Here is a 17,010-nt window from a genome sequence, read left to right on the forward strand (position 1 = left end):
TGATCATTTGGTTGTTGCTTGGCGTATTGAGGGTTCAAGTAGATTCAAGAGGATCCGCACTTATTGGGTGGGGGGATAAGGGTAAGCACTCAAACTGATAAATAGACGGAGAAATTCTGCTTAGTTAGTAATAATTATTAAAAAAAACTAAAATAGAAGGAGAGATTCCGCCTATTGGCTTTGAAATTTCGAAAAGTGGAGATTTTGCTTTGCATAAGCGGAAAATCTCCACTTATTTCCCCCGAAACGAGCTCCATTCTGCATCTAACGGAAAAATCTCCGTTTATTTTACTATCTTTTTTAGTCCGATACCATTCGGAACCGTTTTTATAAAAAGAAAATACTACCGTTTTTCACAATTATAAATGATCAAATATACTTTTGTTTGATAATAAGATATTAGGCATGATATAAGTGTAAAAGAAGCTTGGCTTTATTAATTATGGACCATGAGTTTGAGAGAGGATTTGAGTTTGAAATGATAGATAATTTTTGGCGTGATTTACCACGGCCATTTTTTGTACTTGCACCAATGGAAGATGTGACAGATGTTGTTTTTCGTCACGTTGTAAGTGCAGCCGGTCGACCGGATGTATTTTTCACAGAGTTTACAAATTCGGATAGCTATTGTCATCCAGAGGGCATGAAAAGTGTGCGCGGCCGTTTGACTTTTACAGAAGATGAACAGCCAATGGTGGCACATATTTGGGGGGATAATCCCGAATATTTCCGTCAAATGAGTATTGGCATGGCAGAGCTAGGATTTAAAGGCATCGATATAAATATGGGCTGCCCTGTACCGAATGTGGCATCGAGAGGGAAAGGTAGTGGCCTTATTCTCCGTCCAGACGTGGCGGCAGAACTTATACAAGCAGCCAAAGCGGGCGGACTGCCTGTCAGTGTGAAAACACGACTTGGCGATAAGAAGGTTGAGGAGTGGGAGGAGTGGCTTACCCATATTTTCAAACAGGATATTGCGAACCTTTCTATTCATTTGCGTACAAGGAAGGAAATGAGCCAAGTAGATGCGCATTGGGAGCTCATTCCGGAAATCAAAAAATTACGTGACCGTATCGCCCCCAATACGCTACTAACGATCAACGGAGACATTCCTGACCGTAAAGTTGGGCTGCAGCTTGCTGAACAATATGGTATTGATGGCGTTATGATCGGGCGAGGTATTTTTAAAAATCCTTTTGCTTTTGAAAAAGAGCCAAGAGAGCATAGTAGTAAAGAATACCTTGATCTATTAAGACTGCAGCTTGATCTTCAAGATCAATATGCGGAATTAGTGCCACGTTCCATTACAGGACTTCACCGCTTCTTCAAAATTTATGTCAAAGGATTCCGTGGAGCGGGTGAATTAAGAAATCAATTGATGAACACAAAATCAACAGATGAAGTGCGTGCATTGCTTGATAACTTTGATTTTTCTTAAAAAATTGGGGCGATTCTTCAAGAAGGAGGTCGCCTTTTTCCTTTTCACAACAGGAAGGGATTTTCCAGCATGACTGAACGAAAATGGTTTCTGAAAACCCTTTATCATCATACGAATGTTTATATATACTTAAACTATGTAAGTAAAAAACAATAAGGGGGGACTAGTATGACAAAGGAGTTGTCACTAGAACAACAGGAAGACTTATTGAAAGGTTTGAAAACACGTTTTGAGAAAAACTTGAATCGTCATGAAGGTCTTGAATGGGCCAAGATCCAAGAAAAGCTAGAAGCTAGAACGGAGAAACTGTGGTCGCTCAACGAAATGGAAAGAACCGGTGGGGAACCAGATGTGGTTGGTTATGATCAGGAGAACGACGAATACATATTTTATGATTGTTCAGCGGAAAGTCCTAAAGGTCGAAGAAGCGTTTGTTACGATCTTGAAGCGCTGGAGTCAAGGAAAAATCATAAACCGGAAAATAACGTCATCGATATGGCCACTGCTATGGGGATTGAACTATTGACGGAAGAACAATATCGAGAGTTGCAGAAGCTTGGGAATTTTGATTTGAAAACATCAAGCTGGGTACAAACCCCCTCTGATATTAGAGCACTCGGTGGTGCCCTTTTTTGCGATCGTCGCTTTGGTCATGTTTTCGTGTACCATAATGGTGCGGACTCTTACTATGCTGCTAGAGGGTTCCGTGCTTCGTTAAGGGTTTAAGGGTGGTTTGTTAAACAAGAAAGGGAACTCCGTTTGACGGGTTCCCATATTTTCATCCAAGTTCTGTTATTTTACTGATGATGCAATCTCGTTTATATTTTGATAGATCGTCGACTTATTTCCACCACAATAGAAAGCTGTTACTAACTCATAACAAGTATTTATATCTATTAAAAAACAACGGTGAGTTCTCATATCGTAAACAAAGTGACTTTGTTCATCGCCTTTTGATCCATCAAACACTTTATAATGTTCAAGATCAAATAATTCACGAGCGCCATTTTGAGCCAATTCTAGAAACTCTTCTCTCGTTACCTCTCTTAACGCCATTTTTCCAACTTCTTCTTTCACTATAAAACCCTCCCATACTATAAATGTTATTTAAAATCCTTTAGGAAAGAATGTCATGTTCTTGCTTATTAATTTTATCACATTCTATTTATAATTGATACTATATTATAATGATTTTAAAGTGTGAATTTGATAACTCTTTAGAGAAATTAATAAATGAAACAAAAGTTTGTTACTCTTTTTGGACATAGTAAAAATAAAAAAGGAGTTACAATTAAAAATGGAACATAGCGCAAAACTAATTTCATCTGAAGTAGCGGCCTTGTGGAGTGCTTATATGCAGAACTCCATGTCGCATTGTGTTATCCAGCATTTTGCAAATGTGAATGAAGATAAAGAGAGTAACGAAATTATTCAATCTGCCTTATCAAATTGTCGTAATGTTGTAAGTGGGGTCAAGGAAATCTTTGAAAAGGAAAAGCATGGGATTCCGATTGGATTTTCGCAAGAGGATGTTAATCTGGAAGCGGATCGTTTATATTCTGCCCTCTTTGCTCTACGTTACATTAAATACATGGCTGCCGCAGGAACCGCTGCATCTTCAGCTTTGCTCGAAGTATTGGCAAGAAACGATGTAAGGGAATTCTTTTCACAAACCTCCCAAATGTTTATGCAACTTTATAATGATTCATGTGAAATCCTTTTGAAGAAGGGGGCATTTATTCGTTCACCTACTCTACCACCAATGGAAAAAGCTGAGAACCTTCAAAGTGAATCCTTTCTATCTAGTATCGTCGGGAAACATAGACCGTTAACTGTCATTGAGTTAGCTCATATCTCTAAAAATACAGAAACAAACTCTATTGGCAGAACATTCGTAGCGGGGTTTTCCCAAACAGCTAAGTCTTCAGAAGTGAGAAAGTATATGGAAAGAGGAGCAGAAATAGCAGCTAAACATGAAACGGTATTTAGAGAAATTCTTGTAGACGATGGAGTCGCAATGCCTAGTTCGTGGGATTCAACCATATCTCAATCAATTGAACCTCCATTCTCAGATAAGCTAATGATGTTTCACATTAATAGTTTATCTGCGCTTAGTGTTGCTGGTTATGGGACAGGGATTGGGACAAGTCTTCGAAAGGATATAGGTGGACACTATACAAGATTAATGAGTGAAATCCTTCAATACGCAGGTGATGGTGTTAAATTGATGATTGAAAACAGATGGTTAGAACAACCACCACAAAATGTTGATAGAGAAGCATTAAGGAACAGAAATGTTTAGGCGAAGGGGAATTGGGGAGTTTGTTCAAGCTTGTAGATGGTGGATTCGGACACCTAAGTGCAAAATCTCACCAGTCCAGTCTGAATGCCCACAGGATTCGGACACCCAAGTACAAAAACCCATCAAGACGTGTCTGAATGCCCACAGGATTCGGACACCCAAGTACAAAAACCCATCAAGACTTGTCTGAATCCCTATTGGATTCGGACACCTAAGTGCGAAATCTCACCAGTCCAGTCTGAATCCCCACAGGATTCGGACACCCAAGTACAAAAACCCATCAAGACGTGTCTGAATCCCCATTAGATTCGGACATCCAAGTACTAAACCCCATCAAGACGTGTCTGAATCCTCATTGGATTCGGACATCCAAGTACTAAACCCCATCAAGACGTGTCTGAATGCCCACAGGATTCGGACACCCAAGTACAAAAACCCATCAAGACGTGTCTGAATCCCCATTGGATTCGGACACTCAAGTCCTAAAACCTAACAAGACGTGTCTGAATCCCCATTGGATTCGGACACCCAAGTCCTAAAACCCAACAAGTCCAGTCCGAATAATCACTGGATTCGGACACCCAAGCACAAATTCCATCAAGTCTAGTCCGAAAAACTCCTGCAATACGTTAAAAACCCAACCTACCATGGGTAGAATTGGGTTGGTTCTAACTATTCGAAACTAACTATGACCTACGATTCGATGAGGTACATAGGGCTCTTCAAGGAATGCAATCTCTTCAGGTGAAAGCTTAACCGATAAAGCTCCTACAGCATCCTCAAGATGTGATATTTTCGTTGCCCCGATGATTGGAGATGTTATGGTTTCTTTTTGTAATAGCCAAGCAAGTGCAATATGTGTTCGAGGCACTCCGTGTTTCTCGGCTATAGAAGCTACTCGTTCAACCACTAATCGGTCAGCTTCTGAAGTTGCATCGTATTTAGACTTTTGGACTTGATCGGTTTCTGAACGATGTGTAGTTACTGACCAGTCGCGCGTTAATCTCCCTGATGCTAGTGGGCTATATGGAGTCACGCCAATTTTCTCCTCCTTACAAAGAGGGAGCATTTCTCTTTCCTCTTCGCGGTAAATGAGGTTGAGATGGTTCTGCATAGAGACAAATTTCGTCCACCCATTTTTTTCAGCCACGTGTAAAGCTTTTTGGAATTGCCAAGCAAACATCGCAGAAGCACCAATGTATCTTGCTTTTCCAGACTTCACTACGTCATGTAAGGCTTCCATTGTTTCTTCAATGGGAGTTTGGTAGTCCCAACGATGGATGATATAAAGGTCAACATAATCGGTTTCCAAACGCTTCAGGCTATGATCAATTTCACTCATAATAGCTTTTCGAGAAAGTCCAGAACCATTTGGACCTTTGTGCATTTGCCCGTGTACTTTTGTGGCTATGACGACTTCATCACGATTTGCATAATCTTTCAGAGCTCGCCCAAGATATTCCTCACTGGTGCCAAGTGAGTATACATTGGCAGTATCAAAAAAGTTAATCCCTAATTCAAGCGCTTTTTTTATTACGGGGCGAGAGTCCTGTTCGTTTAATACCCATTGGTGAACCCATTTATTTGCGTCCCCAAAACCCATACATCCAAGACAAAATCGAGATACATCAATGCCTGTATTACCAAGTTTCACATACTCCATTTGATTATTCCCTCTCTTCAATTATTGCCACATGTACCGTGACCTTTTTAGAAATAATTATGCCATTCATCCTTTAAATCTCTTATCCTATTCCTACTAAGTTTTTGCCTATTTCTATCAAGTCCGCTTATCATAAATTCTATCCAAAAATACTATCTTCTTTTTCCTGTACGTGATAGATTCTTTTTAAAAAGGATTTTGGATTAAAATGAAAAAAATATCCTATATGGAAGAAACCGTTCCTTTGTACTTTCCATTTGATAACTGGGAGAGTGTTCCCGGCCCAAGTGGGAAAAACAACACCACTCTATTTATTCTGGCAAACAATGAGAAATATGTATTGAGAATTTATGAAACCCACCAAGATGAAGACAAAGTAAACTTCGAACATGCGGTATTACTAGCATTAACCGAACGGCCTATGTCCTTATCCCTCCCAGTCCTGTTAAGAACAAATGATGGCCAAACCATTGTTAAAACTCAGTCCGGATCTCTTGCAGCAATGTTTCCATTTATCGATGGGACAAATCCTGCTCTAGAGGACTCCGAGCAAATCTATTCATTTGGTAAGGCGGCTGGGCAACTTACTGTACAACTTGCTGAGGTCACTGTAAATCAAGGGCCCGTATATAGACCATATTATGATCTGGATCATACACACCCAAGATGTTCTTTGGATCAGATGAAAGACTTTTCCCTAAATCCACCTGTGGACTTTGTGGAAGTCGCTCAAGAATTATTCATTATTTACAAACAACTAGTTTCATTTCAAGCCCAAGTCCCATTTTTAAAAAGACTTCCGCATCAGTTCGTCCATGGAGATTTAAATGCTTCTAACATTCTTTCTGGAGAAGATGGAAAGATTTCCGCCATTCTTGATTTTGAATTTGTTACCCATGATTTACGAGTCATGGAAGTGGCAGTTGCTCTTTCCGATTTTATTGATGATGAAGAGGATGAAACCATCATTTTCAAAAAGATTACTGCCTTCCTCACTGGATATGGCAGTAGAATTCAGCTGACAGAAGAAGAAATTCATGTTATTCCTCTTTTAATCCAGCTTCGAAGTCTAGATGTGTTTATCCATTTCCTCGGCCGGTTTTGGGACGGGGTGGACTCGATCGATACGGTAAAAAAGTATATTCGTAAGGCGGCACGAAGGGTTTCATGGATTTTCAAGCATCATGAAAAGTTCAGGTCGGCTAGACAAAGATTGTAAACGAACGGGGGCATTGGAGTATCTCCCAATATTGGATATAGTCATGGTTTTAAAGTAGAAGGACAGAAAGGGTGTTGCCTTTACATAGGTAGCACCTTTTTTCAATCGACCCTTAATACGTTTGAAAGACATCGTCAGTGACTGCTATTGTACTCACTTTCTACTATAGGTTTGGTAAAAATCTTCCCATTGTTTAACTCACACCAATTTTCTAATTCGTCATAAGTTTCCTTGATTCCGTATTTTGCTACAAAGGCTTCCTTCGTTTCGAACACTTCCATAGCCCCCTTTTCTATTAATGTTACCATTCGAAAAGGGTTGAGTTGAAAAACTTTAGAGACAGCTATTAATTCTCCTATATGAACAACATTAGCTACATTTTCCATATGTCATCTCCTTCTAAATCACCTCATTGGTATTATTTTCAGTTTTTACGGTACTATGTATCCCAATAGGAAACCTTTACAACGGGATATTCGTATAGGTAGAAGGAAAGGGATTTTTTGAGGAGGGGAATATTCGTGTTGTGGGATAAACCAAGATGTACTTTTTGCGAGAAAGAAATAAAAGGAGATGAGGTTGTTTTTGTTAAGATGCGATATCCAAAGCGAAAAGGCTTCACTGAAGTTAAGGCATATTTAAGAAATGAAGGTACATTTATTTGTGAGGAGTGTTTTAATCAAAAATTAAAATAATCCTTTACTCATACTTAAAGAAAAGGGTTCGGTTAGCCATCGTACAAAAAAAGGATAGATAGAGCCAATTTAATTATGCTCATCTATCCTTTTTTATATATAAAGTTAAAGGGCGTTTCTGATCACTTTTTTATAATTAAGCACGGACAGAAATCCAAAAATGGAGTATAGGCCTGTATAAAGAATCATAACTAGTAACATAGGGGTCCAAAGCTCTGCCCCGAAAAAGAACCAGCCGGATTGGACCGCAAAATAGCTATGAGACAGACCGATGATTAAAGGAATACCAAAATTGAAGACCTGTTTCAGACCGATGCCTTTTGTTAAGTCTCCTTGAGTAAAACCGAGCTTACGTAAGATGGTATAATTTGATTTCTCATCTTCACTTTCGTCCATTTGCTTGAAGTAAAGAATACACCCGGATGTAATAAGGAAGGTGAGACCAAGGAAACCAACGATAAACATCAAGAGCCCCATGAGTAGTTTCTGGTCTGTGCTCATTTGTAGCTGAGAATCATTCATGTAATTTTCATCAAGTCCTAGGTCCAGATAAAGCTCATTGGCTTGTTGGATCGTCTCTTCTTTCTTCATGTCAATCCCGATAAAGACAGAAGATTCTCGCTGAACCTCAGGATCGAAGTCTTGTTGAAGGGTAGAAAACAAGGAATCATCCACGATGGCAACCGGCTGACCACCGTTTGTAAAATACCAGGAAACAATATACTCATCTCTTAATCCAATATAATCAAGCGGAATAGATCCGGATTTGCTGTGAAATTCAATTTTTCCAGAGTCTTCAAGAGACATGAATTTGGATAGCATATCACTGTATCCTGTAAACACCGTTTCAGTTGGCGACACATCCATCCCAGGAACCGATTTTTCACTAACCACAGGCAACGCCATCTTACTTAAGTCCACATCCATTACTTCGCCGGAATGTATGATTGATTTCAGATTCGCATGAACCATCACCACATCAATAACCGTCTCCTCAAAAGGAAGATCTTTACTCTTCAATGCATTCTTAAATATTTGTGCATCTTCTTGACTAGTGAAGGCAAAATCTTTTATTACATTATCTTCAGCTGATTTTTCTGCCGAATAATAGGAGATATAACTTAACGATAACAATCCGATGGCAAGTGCAGATACCGTAGTGACAATGGTTAACAGGAACGAATTCGACTTCATGCGAAACATAATAGAAGATAAGGAGAGAACTTCCTTAATATTTAAGTATCCGTCCTTCTTTTTTCGAATCAGGTTAAAAATAAAGCTAACAGATCCTTTGTAAAAGAAATAGGTTCCAAGAATAACGGATACTAAAATAATCACCATGGCAATAAAGAGTTCATTCATCTCTGTAATGTCACCGCTAAACAGTTTGGTGGAAACAAAATAACCAAAGGCAATGAGTGAAATCCCCGCAATGCCCATGAACATCTCCCATACAGATAGCTTTTGTACCTTTTGCTCGGCAGAAGAAGTTACTCGAAATAAGGATAAAATCGTCTGTTTTCGAATAAAAAGTGCATTCATCCCAAGAATGAATAAGAAAATGAGTGTAAACACAATGACGGTTTGAATAAATGACTGGCTTGAAAAATGTAAGGTCGTAACAGCATTTACTCCCGTAATTTTTAGCAGGATCATCATGATTAATTTAGAAAATGAAAATCCAACGAAAATACCAATGCCTAGCGATAAAAAGTAGAGAAGGGCATTTTCTACGCCAAGAATGCGGAATATCTTCCGTTTCGTCATGCCAATCAAATGAAAGAGTCCGATTTCTTTACTGCGTCTTTTAATAAAAATCATATTGGCATACACGAGAAAGACGGTAACAATTCCAACAAGAAGGACGGACGCAGCACGAATGGAAGCTCCTCCTTTAATACTCCCTTTGGCGGCGTCCATCGCAGGGTCATATTGCAGGGTAACAAACGCAAAATAAAGAGAGACGCTAAAAATCAAGGCAAATACATACAGATAATAGTTTTTTACATTCTTTTTAAAGGAGCGAAGGATGAGTTGATTAATGGTCATCTTGCACCCCTCCTAACACTCCTTGTGTTTTCATAATATCTTGGAAAAAGGCTTGCCTTGTTTCTGAACCTCGGTTTAGCTGGGTATAGATTTGTCCGTCTCGCAGGAAGATGACTCTTGAACAGTAGCTCGCAGCTACTGGATCATGCGTGACCATCACGATGGTGGATTTTCGCTTTTGGTTTAATTGGCTAAGCTTATTTAATAAATCGGACGCAGCCTTTGAATCAAGTGCACCCGTTGGCTCGTCAGCAAAGATGAGGCTCGGATCATGAATGAATGCACGGGCAGCGGATGTTCGTTGTTTCTGCCCGCCGGATATTTCATTCGGATACTTATGTTGAAGCTCAGTGATTCCAAGCTCATTGGCCACTTCCGTAAACTTTTGGTCGGCTTCCTTTTTGGGTGTTTTTGTAATGGATAAAGGAAGCAAAATGTTTTCTTTGACTGTCAGTGTATCTAATAAATTGTAATCTTGAAAAATAAAGCCTAAGTTCTTTTGGCGAAAAAGGGCGAGTTCTTTATCACGCATCTGTGTAATCTCTTTTCCTTCCACAAAAATAGAACCTTGGCTCACATGGTCAATCGAGGAAAGCACATTTAATAGAGTGGTTTTACCAGATCCAGAGGCTCCCATGATACTGACAAATTCTCCTTGTTCAATGAACATATTGATGCCTTTTAGGACCTCTTGCTTATTAAATTTATTTCCGTAGCTTTTGTGTATTTGTTTGGCTTCTAGAATATTCAATCTTATTCTCTCCTTCCTTCAATGACTTGATTATAAATGAGGTGGGGAGCTCCCATCCTTCGATTCAGCTAACATTTGAAACAGGCATGTGACATCTTTGTCACATGCCTGTTATTTTTACGAATTCATTACGATTAGGTAAAGTGAGCATAAAAGTTGACCCCTCACCTGGAGTCGATTGAACTGATATTTGTATTAGAAGGGAATCAGCCGCTTTTTTCGCTAAATATAATCCCATGCCCGTGGCCGAATGATCTTGATGGGTGGAAGTAGACGTGAACCCTTTTTCAAAAATCCGTGTCATGTCCCGTGGATCAATCCCGCGCCCGCAATCTTGTATTTCTATGACCATATGATCGTCTTTCTTTAAACTTCTTATGTAAATATCTGACTGGTTGCTGTATTTAACGGCATTGGTTAACAGTTGACGTAGGATAAAAGCGAACCATTTCGCATCTGTAAGGATCTCTCGTTCTTGTAGATTAATATCTATGCCAATGCCTTTTTGGATACACCAAGATTGTAAGGTCTTGATTTCTGGAATCACCAGAGTGTGAAGATCTAATTTTTCAATAAAAAGGTCATTCTCAATAAAGTAAAGCCGTTTTTGATGAAGTTGTTGGTCGAGTAATAGGTGAACTCGTAGCCATTCATGCGTGAGACTGGCCTTTGTTTTTTCATCAGGAATGCGGTCAATAATGAGATGCATGGCTGTTAAAGGAGTCTTTACTTCATGAATCCAGGCTAACAGCTGGTCCTTCTCATCCTCTAATGAGAGTTGATGGTGATTGAACTGATTTCTTAGCAATTCCGTTTGTTTATAGACACTTTTTTCTATCATTTCCTCAAAGGGGCTTTCTGCTTGAGGAATTTGAGACAAATCTAAGTTATTCTCCCACTCATCAATTCCTTTGAAAAAACGAGTCTCCTTTTGATATCTGATGAAAAGGAAGATCGAGAAGAGGAGAATGGATAAAAACACAATGTATAAAATGGGTTTGAGCGGAATCGCAGAATCGAGAAAAGCGACAAAGACCATTAAGAGATGGATGAAGACATAAAAGATTATCCAACTACGTCGTTCGGTTACGAATTTTTGGATCATGGTAAAGTGCCCTCTTCGATGGCGATATACCCTTGACCTACCTTGGTTTCTATATAGTGGCCAAGCTGTAACTCATCCAGTTTTTTTCGTAATCGATTGACGTTTACCGTTAGTGTATTATCACTAACAAACCGTTCATCGTCCCAAAGGCTTTTAATGATGTTTTCGCGGCTCACAATGCTGTTCTTTTTTTCGATTAATATTTTTAAAATGTACATTTCATTTTTGGTCAGCTCGATTGATCCGTTGTTGTTTGTTACTGTATTTTTCTCGTAATCCACTGTCGCACCACACCAGGTTTTCAAAATGACTGTATGATTGCTATAGTTGTAGACTCGGCGTAGAATCGCTTGGATTTTCGCAATTAACACGTCAAAATGGAAGGGCTTCTGAACAAAATCGTCTGCCCCTAGCTGCATGCTCATGACCATATCGGTTGGGTGGTCACGTGAAGAGAGGAAGATGATCGGCACATTAGAATGGGCTCTGATCAGGCGGCACCAGTGAAAACCATCGTATTTAGGAAGCTGTATATCAATGATGACTAGATCAGGCTTGACCTTTGTAAACTCCTCGAGAACAAGGGCGAAGTCTTCGATCCCGTGAACCTCATAAGACCACTGTGTCAGGCGATCTTTGATTTCATGAAAAAGACTAGAATCATCTTCAATTAGAAGAATCTTAAACATATATGTTCACCAACTTTCTTCATCATTGTAACGAAACCACAAACAAAAGAAAATTATTTGCATGTAAAAAAATAACAAATAATATAGTGACCCTCTTAAGTGTCCACCCCACACGGACAAAACTGCTATATTTGTCCACGAAGGGTGTCAGACACCCTAAATTGGATTTTCCTTTGAGTAAATAGTAAGTCCAGCCTTCCATGGGGGGAAAGAGGAGGGAATTTACTCAAACCTAGCATTCGCTTATTATGCAAATCAAAGATTGTTTTTCCTTTAGCACGATGAGTGCCCCCCGTAAAAGATTTAGCTGCTGAAAACAAAAGATTTAAGCATTGTGAATATGTTTTCCCTCTGTTCCTAAAGAAACATGTACATTTTAATGAATATGTGGTCAAATGAAATGTACTTTACATATTGCTTAATAAAAAGAATACGTTCGGTAAAATTAGTATTGTAAAGAAATTTTGAAAAGAGGCTGTTTTATGGATTTTACAGATTTCACCTTAAGTGAAGAAATATTGAGTACTTTAGCGAGCCTACAATATCAACAACCAACTGAAGTCCAAAAAAAGGTTATTCCACTTGTCATTGAGGAGCAGGATGTGATCGTTAAGTCACGCACAGGAAGTGGAAAAACAGCATCCTTTGCCATTCCGATTTGTGAAATGATTGATTGGGCAGAAAATAAACCGCAAGCTCTAGTGCTTACCCCAACTAGAGAGTTAGCTGTACAGATCAAAGAAGATTTTATAAATATCGGCCGTTTAAAACGAATCAATGCAGTAGAAATATACGGAAAGCAATCCTTTATGTATCAAAAAACGAAGCTTAAGCAAAAGACTCATGTCGTTGTAGGGACACCAGGTCGCTTGCTCGATCATATTCAAAAAGGCACCCTTCTACTCGATCAAGTTCGATTCCTTGTCATTGACGAGGCGGACGAAATGCTAAATATGGGCTTTATCGAGCAAGTAGAGGCCATTATACAGGCGGTTCCGGACAAAAGAATCACCATGCTCTTTTCAGCCACTCTTCCAGATACCGTAAAAAAACTAGCCCAAAACTATTTGCAAGCACCTATTGAGGTGGAAATGGAAGCTTTAAGCACTTCAACTGGATTAATTGAGCATTCCTTATATTGGGTGGAGGAACAGGAAAAGCTGCAATTATTGCAAAACGTAACGATTATCGAAAACCCGGATAGCTGTATCATTTTTTGCCGGACAAAGGACCGTGTGGATATGGTGGTCGATCATTTAACAGAGCTTGGATATGATTGCGATAAAATTCATGGTGGAATGATTCAGGAAGATCGTCTTGAAGTGATGAGTGAATTTAAACGGGGAGAGTTTCGCTACCTGATCGCAACCGATGTGGCAGCCCGTGGAATTGATATTGAAAATATTTCACTCGTGGTAAACTTTGATATTCCATACGAAAAAGAAAGCTATGTGCATCGTACAGGAAGAACCGGTCGGGCGGGGATGAAAGGCAAAGCTACTACCTTTGTTACAGAAAGAGAAAGACGACTGCTAGAAGAAATTGAGCAGCTTATTGGTTTTCACATTCCACAAAAGGAGAAACCTGCTTCGGGGCAGGTGGAGAGATTACGATCTGCCTTTGAAGAGAAGATTGGTTCAGAGCCAGAAATAAAGCAACTAAAGAGTGAAGAACTCAATAAGGATATCACCAAGCTCTATTTTAATGGCGGAAAGAAAAAGAAGCTGCGCGCCGTGGATTTTGTCGGAACCATTTGTAAAATTGAGGGTGTTTCTGCACAGGATATCGGAATTATCACGATTCTTGACACAGTTTCTTATGTAGAAATCCTAAATGGCAAAGGGCCACAGGTGTTGTCCGAAATGAAACATACCACGGTAAAAGGGAAACAATTAAAGGTTCATATAGCCAGAAAATAAGCACTTCCTAAGGGGTGCTTTTTTAATTGACAAAAAAAGAACGAAACCAATTGACAGAATCTTACTCATGATTTAATATTATCATTATCAATAATGATAATAAAAACAAGGGGGATTTACTATGATTAGCAATGCAGTGATCTTGAGCATGGTCGCAGTTATCATATTTTCCATTCTTCTATTTGTGAGTGCCATTCTGATGACAAAAAAACAGGTAGGCATTTCTCTGAAGCCGTTAATAATAGGGAGCATTGGGTTTGTTATTATCACTCAAGTATTAGAGAAACTTCTTCATGTTCTCGTCATAACCAGTTTTCCAAACTATGCGGACCATCCATGGTTATTTGGATTATATGGCGGTTTAGCTGCAGGGATTTTCGAGGAATTGGGACGGTATATCTTATTTATCTGGCTGTTAAAAAAATATCAGGATTACAGGGGTGGCCTGTCTTTCGGGGTAGGCTGGGGTGGCATTGAAGCCGTAGTTATTGCCCTTTCAACGGTGGTACCATTTCTTCTTTTTGCAACGATGATCAATGCAGGTACATTTGATTCATCTATAGGAGCCAGTCTTCCAAGTGATCAGGCAGCAACCATTAAAGAGACGTTATTAAATCAAGGAATCTCTCACTACTTATGGGCAATACCAGAGCGTTTCTTTGCTCTCTATATGCAAATCGCTTTCACTTTACTTGTTTTACTAGCGGTCATTAAAAAGAAGTTTCAATACGTACTGCTTGCTATAATTGCTCATGCGGCGATTGATTTTCCTTTAGTATTCTTCCAAACTGGATACATCAAGAGTTTATGGATCATTGAGTTATACATTGCCTTCATCGGAGTTCTATCTTTCTTCATTATAAAAAGATTAAGAAAATTGCTGATCGGGTAAAAATACCTGAGGCAAAAGTCGGTTTTGATAAAGTATAATAAAAGAAGGCTGTTTTCGTAAATTGGTTGTTTTGGAAAAATCCCAAATGCCGGATTTTTCCCCGTATAACGCTGGGTTTTTTTGACTATTTGGAGAGTAGCTCTTTTCTAAGGATGAAAATATTCTTATACCTTATAGTTAAATTCCTAAAAAGTATGTATATAGCAACAATGTTTTAGAAAAGAGCCTAAAAGAAAAACTGTAAAAGGCAAACTTTACCGAAAGGGAAGGACGCAAAGCCGTGAGCCTAATCGCTTATCATGCGAATGGTCGTCAGGTTGCCAGGTCTCATTTTGTGAGCCTCGGCTTGCAGAATGGGGGAACGTAAAATGAAAAAGCTTGTTGTATCTATGATTATGGTGTTGCTTTTTTCAATGGGAGGCTTTGGATCAAACATGAGTGCTTCTACGGTAGATCGCTCCACATGGCTTTGGAATCCGTGGGACATTGTGAGCAATGAAACAGGAACCTTAAGCTTTCTTGAACAAAAGCAAATCAACAAAGTGTATGTACAAATTGACCGTGATATCCCTATGAATGTATATCGTAGCTTTATTACGAAGGCATCCGTAAAAGGAATAAAAGTATATGCTCTAGACGGAGCACCAAGCTGGGTAGCTCCAAAAGGATATCGAAATCAAGATGCGTTAATGAATTGGTTGAAAACCTATCAAGCAGGATCAACCGCTTCGCAAAAATTTACAGGCATTCATTTAGATGTAGAGCCTTACTTATATAGCGGTTGGAATACGAATAGAGCGGCAACTGTCAAAAGCTTTCAAGAGTTAATCACAAAAGCGAATACCTCTGCTGCAGGTTTAAAACTGCCACTTGAAGCCGACCTGCCATTCTGGTTTGATGAAGTGTCTTATAACAATACGTATGGCAAAGGAAATCTAGCAGAGTGGGTTATTACAAAAACGAATAGTGTAACAATTATGGCCTACCGTGACAGTGCTCCTGCCATCATTGAAATTGTAAAAAATGAAGTAGCCTTTGCTGGCAAACACCATAAGGCATTAGTCATCGGTGTAGAAACAGGGGCAACAGACGAAGGCGATATGATTTCCTTTTTTGAAGAAGGGGAAGCCTACATGAACGAACAGCTGGCTTCCGTTGCCTCACATTACGGAACAAGCCCTGGATATAAGGGGTTGGCTATCCACCATGTGGGAAGCTGGAAAACCATGAAACCATAACGAAAGAAAGCTAGCAGGGATAGAAACCTGCTAGTTTTCTTTAATTAAGATATGAACGTAACTGTTGTAGTTTTGCTTTTCCAAAGTGACCCTCTAGGCTTGCTAAAGCACTTTCTACTACAAATTGCCTCTTATTATTAGGTTGCAAAAGTTCTTCTAGAATAAAATCAAGTAGCTCAATATATTTCACAGAGTCGGGCATATTCATGCTCTCTTTTTTCAGACTCATGATTTCTAGAGTTAGCTTTTCTTGATAAGATTTATCTTTTTTATGACAAGTTGGAGACCAATCATCCAACAGTTCTGGTGAAAGAAGTTGCTCACCGGTTTCCCCGACATTCTTCATTAACGCCACAAGTCGATTGACACTATATCTGACTACTCGCTCAGGATTACTCTTTAAGCTATTCGCCATTCTCTCGTACTTAAGGTTATGGTGGAAAATAGCTGTAAACATAATGGCAGCATCCAGAAGATAAGGCTTCTTGCTCTCTCCAAAAATTTCATCAAAGCGTTCGTATACCCAACGTAACATTCGTAACTGAAAATCACTAATAAACTTTTTTAACTCAGAATCATTTAAAAATAGTACTTCTTCGTATAAAGGAATCAGTTTACTCGCTCGATTCGTCTTCACTTGCAGCTCCATTTGCTTAATGAACACTTCAATATCTGACGGGTCTTTTCCAATTAAGAGTTCGTTTCTTTCGTGCTCAAACTTTTTTTGTATCACTCGGAAAATGGCCATAAGTAGTTCGTTCTTGGAAGAAAAGTAATTATAAAAGGTTCCTTTAGAAATACTACTATAATCCAAAATGTCTTGAATGGAGGTTGCTTGAAATCCCTTTTCTACAAAAAGCTGATGTGCTGTATCGATAACATGTTGCTTCCGATCTTTCATCGTATCACCTGAATTCATATTTGGACTCACTGTATAAAAATATAGTAACTTATTTTTCTGAAGGTTACAAACCCATTATTTAGCTGTGTTTTTCCATTGCATTTTTTGTACTGAGGGTATAATATATGTTAAGTATATAACTGAAGTAC

At 39.1% G+C, this 17,010-nt stretch carries 16 protein-coding genes and 1 riboswitch; of the genes, 8 read left to right on the forward strand and 8 right to left on the reverse strand.

Annotated elements, in window-relative coordinates; translation table 11 throughout:
* Nucleotides 1-478: 478 nt before the first annotated feature.
* Complete coding sequence (locus MKX65_RS03180; RefSeq protein ID WP_340906148.1) at nucleotides 479-1,438, forward strand: tRNA dihydrouridine synthase; 960 nt, start codon at nucleotides 479-481, stop codon at nucleotides 1,436-1,438.
* Between the two features lie 168 nt (nucleotides 1,439-1,606).
* The gene (locus MKX65_RS03185) at nucleotides 1,607-2,164 is read left to right on the forward strand and encodes a DUF4256 domain-containing protein (RefSeq protein WP_340902282.1); all 558 of its coding nucleotides are present in this window, start codon (nucleotides 1,607-1,609) and stop codon (nucleotides 2,162-2,164) included.
* A gap of 66 nt (nucleotides 2,165-2,230) precedes the next feature.
* Here MKX65_RS03185 and MKX65_RS03190 read toward each other — a convergent pair whose 3' ends face one another.
* Nucleotides 2,231-2,515, reverse strand: coding sequence for a hypothetical protein (locus MKX65_RS03190; RefSeq protein WP_340902283.1), 285 nt, complete (start codon nucleotides 2,513-2,515; stop codon nucleotides 2,231-2,233).
* 220 nt (nucleotides 2,516-2,735) lie between these two features.
* Here MKX65_RS03190 and MKX65_RS03195 point away from each other — a divergent pair, with 220 nt between their 5' ends.
* Nucleotides 2,736-3,740 (forward strand): DUF3231 family protein, encoded by a 1,005-nt coding sequence (locus tag MKX65_RS03195; protein WP_340902286.1) that lies wholly within the window; start codon nucleotides 2,736-2,738, stop codon nucleotides 3,738-3,740.
* Nucleotides 3,741-4,422: 682 nt separating this feature from the next.
* Here the strand turns inward: MKX65_RS03195 and MKX65_RS03200 are convergent.
* Nucleotides 4,423-5,403, reverse strand: a complete 981-nt coding sequence (locus MKX65_RS03200; protein ID WP_340902287.1) for an aldo/keto reductase — start codon at nucleotides 5,401-5,403, stop codon at nucleotides 4,423-4,425.
* A 208-nt stretch (nucleotides 5,404-5,611) separates the two neighbouring features.
* Between MKX65_RS03200 and MKX65_RS03205 the strand changes: the two genes are divergently transcribed.
* Entirely contained in the window at nucleotides 5,612-6,622 is a 1,011-nt protein-coding gene (locus MKX65_RS03205; protein WP_340902288.1) for a phosphotransferase, read from the forward strand.
* Nucleotides 6,623-6,756: 134 nt separating this feature from the next.
* On the opposite strand, the gene MKX65_RS03210 is transcribed toward MKX65_RS03205, so the two are convergent.
* Nucleotides 6,757-7,008, reverse strand: a complete 252-nt coding sequence (locus MKX65_RS03210; RefSeq protein ID WP_340902290.1) for a hypothetical protein — start codon at nucleotides 7,006-7,008, stop codon at nucleotides 6,757-6,759.
* A gap of 138 nt (nucleotides 7,009-7,146) precedes the next feature.
* Between MKX65_RS03210 and MKX65_RS03215 the strand changes: the two genes are divergently transcribed.
* A complete protein-coding gene (locus MKX65_RS03215; protein ID WP_377058970.1) occupies nucleotides 7,147-7,317 on the forward strand; it encodes a Fe3+ hydroxamate ABC transporter substrate-binding protein in 171 nt (56 codons plus the stop codon).
* Nucleotides 7,318-7,422: 105 nt separating this feature from the next.
* Here MKX65_RS03215 and MKX65_RS03220 read toward each other — a convergent pair whose 3' ends face one another.
* From MKX65_RS03220 to MKX65_RS03235, 4 genes are all read right to left on the reverse strand, one after another.
* Complete coding sequence (locus MKX65_RS03220) at nucleotides 7,423-9,366, reverse strand: ABC transporter permease (RefSeq protein ID WP_340902293.1); 1,944 nt, start codon at nucleotides 9,364-9,366, stop codon at nucleotides 7,423-7,425.
* The gene (locus tag MKX65_RS03225; RefSeq protein WP_340902294.1) at nucleotides 9,356-10,117 is read right to left on the reverse strand and encodes an ABC transporter ATP-binding protein; all 762 of its coding nucleotides are present in this window, start codon (nucleotides 10,115-10,117) and stop codon (nucleotides 9,356-9,358) included. Before MKX65_RS03225 ends, MKX65_RS03220 begins: the two co-directional genes overlap by 11 nt.
* A 100-nt stretch (nucleotides 10,118-10,217) precedes the next feature.
* The gene (locus MKX65_RS03230) at nucleotides 10,218-11,222 is read right to left on the reverse strand and encodes a sensor histidine kinase (protein ID WP_340902295.1); all 1,005 of its coding nucleotides are present in this window, start codon (nucleotides 11,220-11,222) and stop codon (nucleotides 10,218-10,220) included.
* Entirely contained in the window at nucleotides 11,219-11,911 is a 693-nt protein-coding gene (locus MKX65_RS03235) for a response regulator transcription factor (RefSeq protein ID WP_340902296.1), read from the reverse strand. Before MKX65_RS03235 ends, MKX65_RS03230 begins: the two co-directional genes overlap by 4 nt.
* 482 nt (nucleotides 11,912-12,393) lie before the next feature.
* On the opposite strand from MKX65_RS03235, the gene MKX65_RS03240 reads away from it, so the two are divergent.
* From MKX65_RS03240 to MKX65_RS03250, 3 genes are all read left to right on the forward strand, one after another.
* Nucleotides 12,394-13,830 (forward strand): DEAD/DEAH box helicase, encoded by a 1,437-nt coding sequence (locus MKX65_RS03240; protein WP_160547284.1) that lies wholly within the window; start codon nucleotides 12,394-12,396, stop codon nucleotides 13,828-13,830.
* A 121-nt stretch (nucleotides 13,831-13,951) separates the two neighbouring features.
* Nucleotides 13,952-14,722 (forward strand): YhfC family glutamic-type intramembrane protease, encoded by a 771-nt coding sequence (locus MKX65_RS03245; RefSeq protein ID WP_160547283.1) that lies wholly within the window; start codon nucleotides 13,952-13,954, stop codon nucleotides 14,720-14,722.
* Nucleotides 14,723-14,958: 236 nt separating this feature from the next.
* A riboswitch (cyclic di-GMP riboswitch) is annotated at nucleotides 14,959-15,047 on the forward strand.
* Between the two features lie 43 nt (nucleotides 15,048-15,090).
* Nucleotides 15,091-15,960 (forward strand): amidase, encoded by an 870-nt coding sequence (locus MKX65_RS03250; RefSeq protein ID WP_340902299.1) that lies wholly within the window; start codon nucleotides 15,091-15,093, stop codon nucleotides 15,958-15,960.
* Nucleotides 15,961-16,000: 40 nt separating this feature from the next.
* Here MKX65_RS03250 and MKX65_RS03255 read toward each other — a convergent pair whose 3' ends face one another.
* Complete coding sequence (locus tag MKX65_RS03255; protein WP_340902301.1) at nucleotides 16,001-16,879, reverse strand: TetR/AcrR family transcriptional regulator; 879 nt, start codon at nucleotides 16,877-16,879, stop codon at nucleotides 16,001-16,003.
* Between the last annotated feature and the right edge of the window lie 131 nt (nucleotides 16,880-17,010).

The organism is Robertmurraya sp. FSL R5-0851, assembly GCF_038002965.1.
GTDB lineage: Bacteria > Bacillota > Bacilli > Bacillales > Cytobacillaceae > Robertmurraya_A > Robertmurraya_A beringensis.

Excerpts from the sequence above, each read along its gene's own strand:
- MKX65_RS03180 (WP_340906148.1), top strand. The coding sequence starts at position 479 with ATGATAGATAATTTTTGGCGTGATTTACCACGGCCATTTTTTGTACTT.
- MKX65_RS03185 (WP_340902282.1), top strand. The coding sequence starts at position 1,607 with ATGACAAAGGAGTTGTCACTAGAACAACAGGAAGACTTATTGAAAGGT.
- MKX65_RS03195 (WP_340902286.1), top strand. The coding sequence starts at position 2,736 with ATGGAACATAGCGCAAAACTAATTTCATCTGAAGTAGCGGCCTTGTGG.
- MKX65_RS03200 (WP_340902287.1), bottom strand. The coding sequence starts at position 5,403 with ATGGAGTATGTGAAACTTGGTAATACAGGCATTGATGTATCTCGATTT.
- MKX65_RS03205 (WP_340902288.1), top strand. The coding sequence starts at position 5,612 with ATGAAAAAAATATCCTATATGGAAGAAACCGTTCCTTTGTACTTTCCA.
- MKX65_RS03210 (WP_340902290.1), bottom strand. The coding sequence starts at position 7,008 with ATGGAAAATGTAGCTAATGTTGTTCATATAGGAGAATTAATAGCTGTC.
- MKX65_RS03220 (WP_340902293.1), bottom strand. The coding sequence starts at position 9,366 with ATGACCATTAATCAACTCATCCTTCGCTCCTTTAAAAAGAATGTAAAA.
- MKX65_RS03230 (WP_340902295.1), bottom strand. The coding sequence starts at position 11,222 with ATGATCCAAAAATTCGTAACCGAACGACGTAGTTGGATAATCTTTTAT.
- MKX65_RS03235 (WP_340902296.1), bottom strand. The coding sequence starts at position 11,911 with ATGTTTAAGATTCTTCTAATTGAAGATGATTCTAGTCTTTTTCATGAA.
- MKX65_RS03240 (WP_160547284.1), top strand. The coding sequence starts at position 12,394 with ATGGATTTTACAGATTTCACCTTAAGTGAAGAAATATTGAGTACTTTA.
- MKX65_RS03245 (WP_160547283.1), top strand. The coding sequence starts at position 13,952 with ATGATTAGCAATGCAGTGATCTTGAGCATGGTCGCAGTTATCATATTT.
- MKX65_RS03250 (WP_340902299.1), top strand. The coding sequence starts at position 15,091 with ATGAAAAAGCTTGTTGTATCTATGATTATGGTGTTGCTTTTTTCAATG.
- MKX65_RS03255 (WP_340902301.1), bottom strand. The coding sequence starts at position 16,879 with ATGAATTCAGGTGATACGATGAAAGATCGGAAGCAACATGTTATCGAT.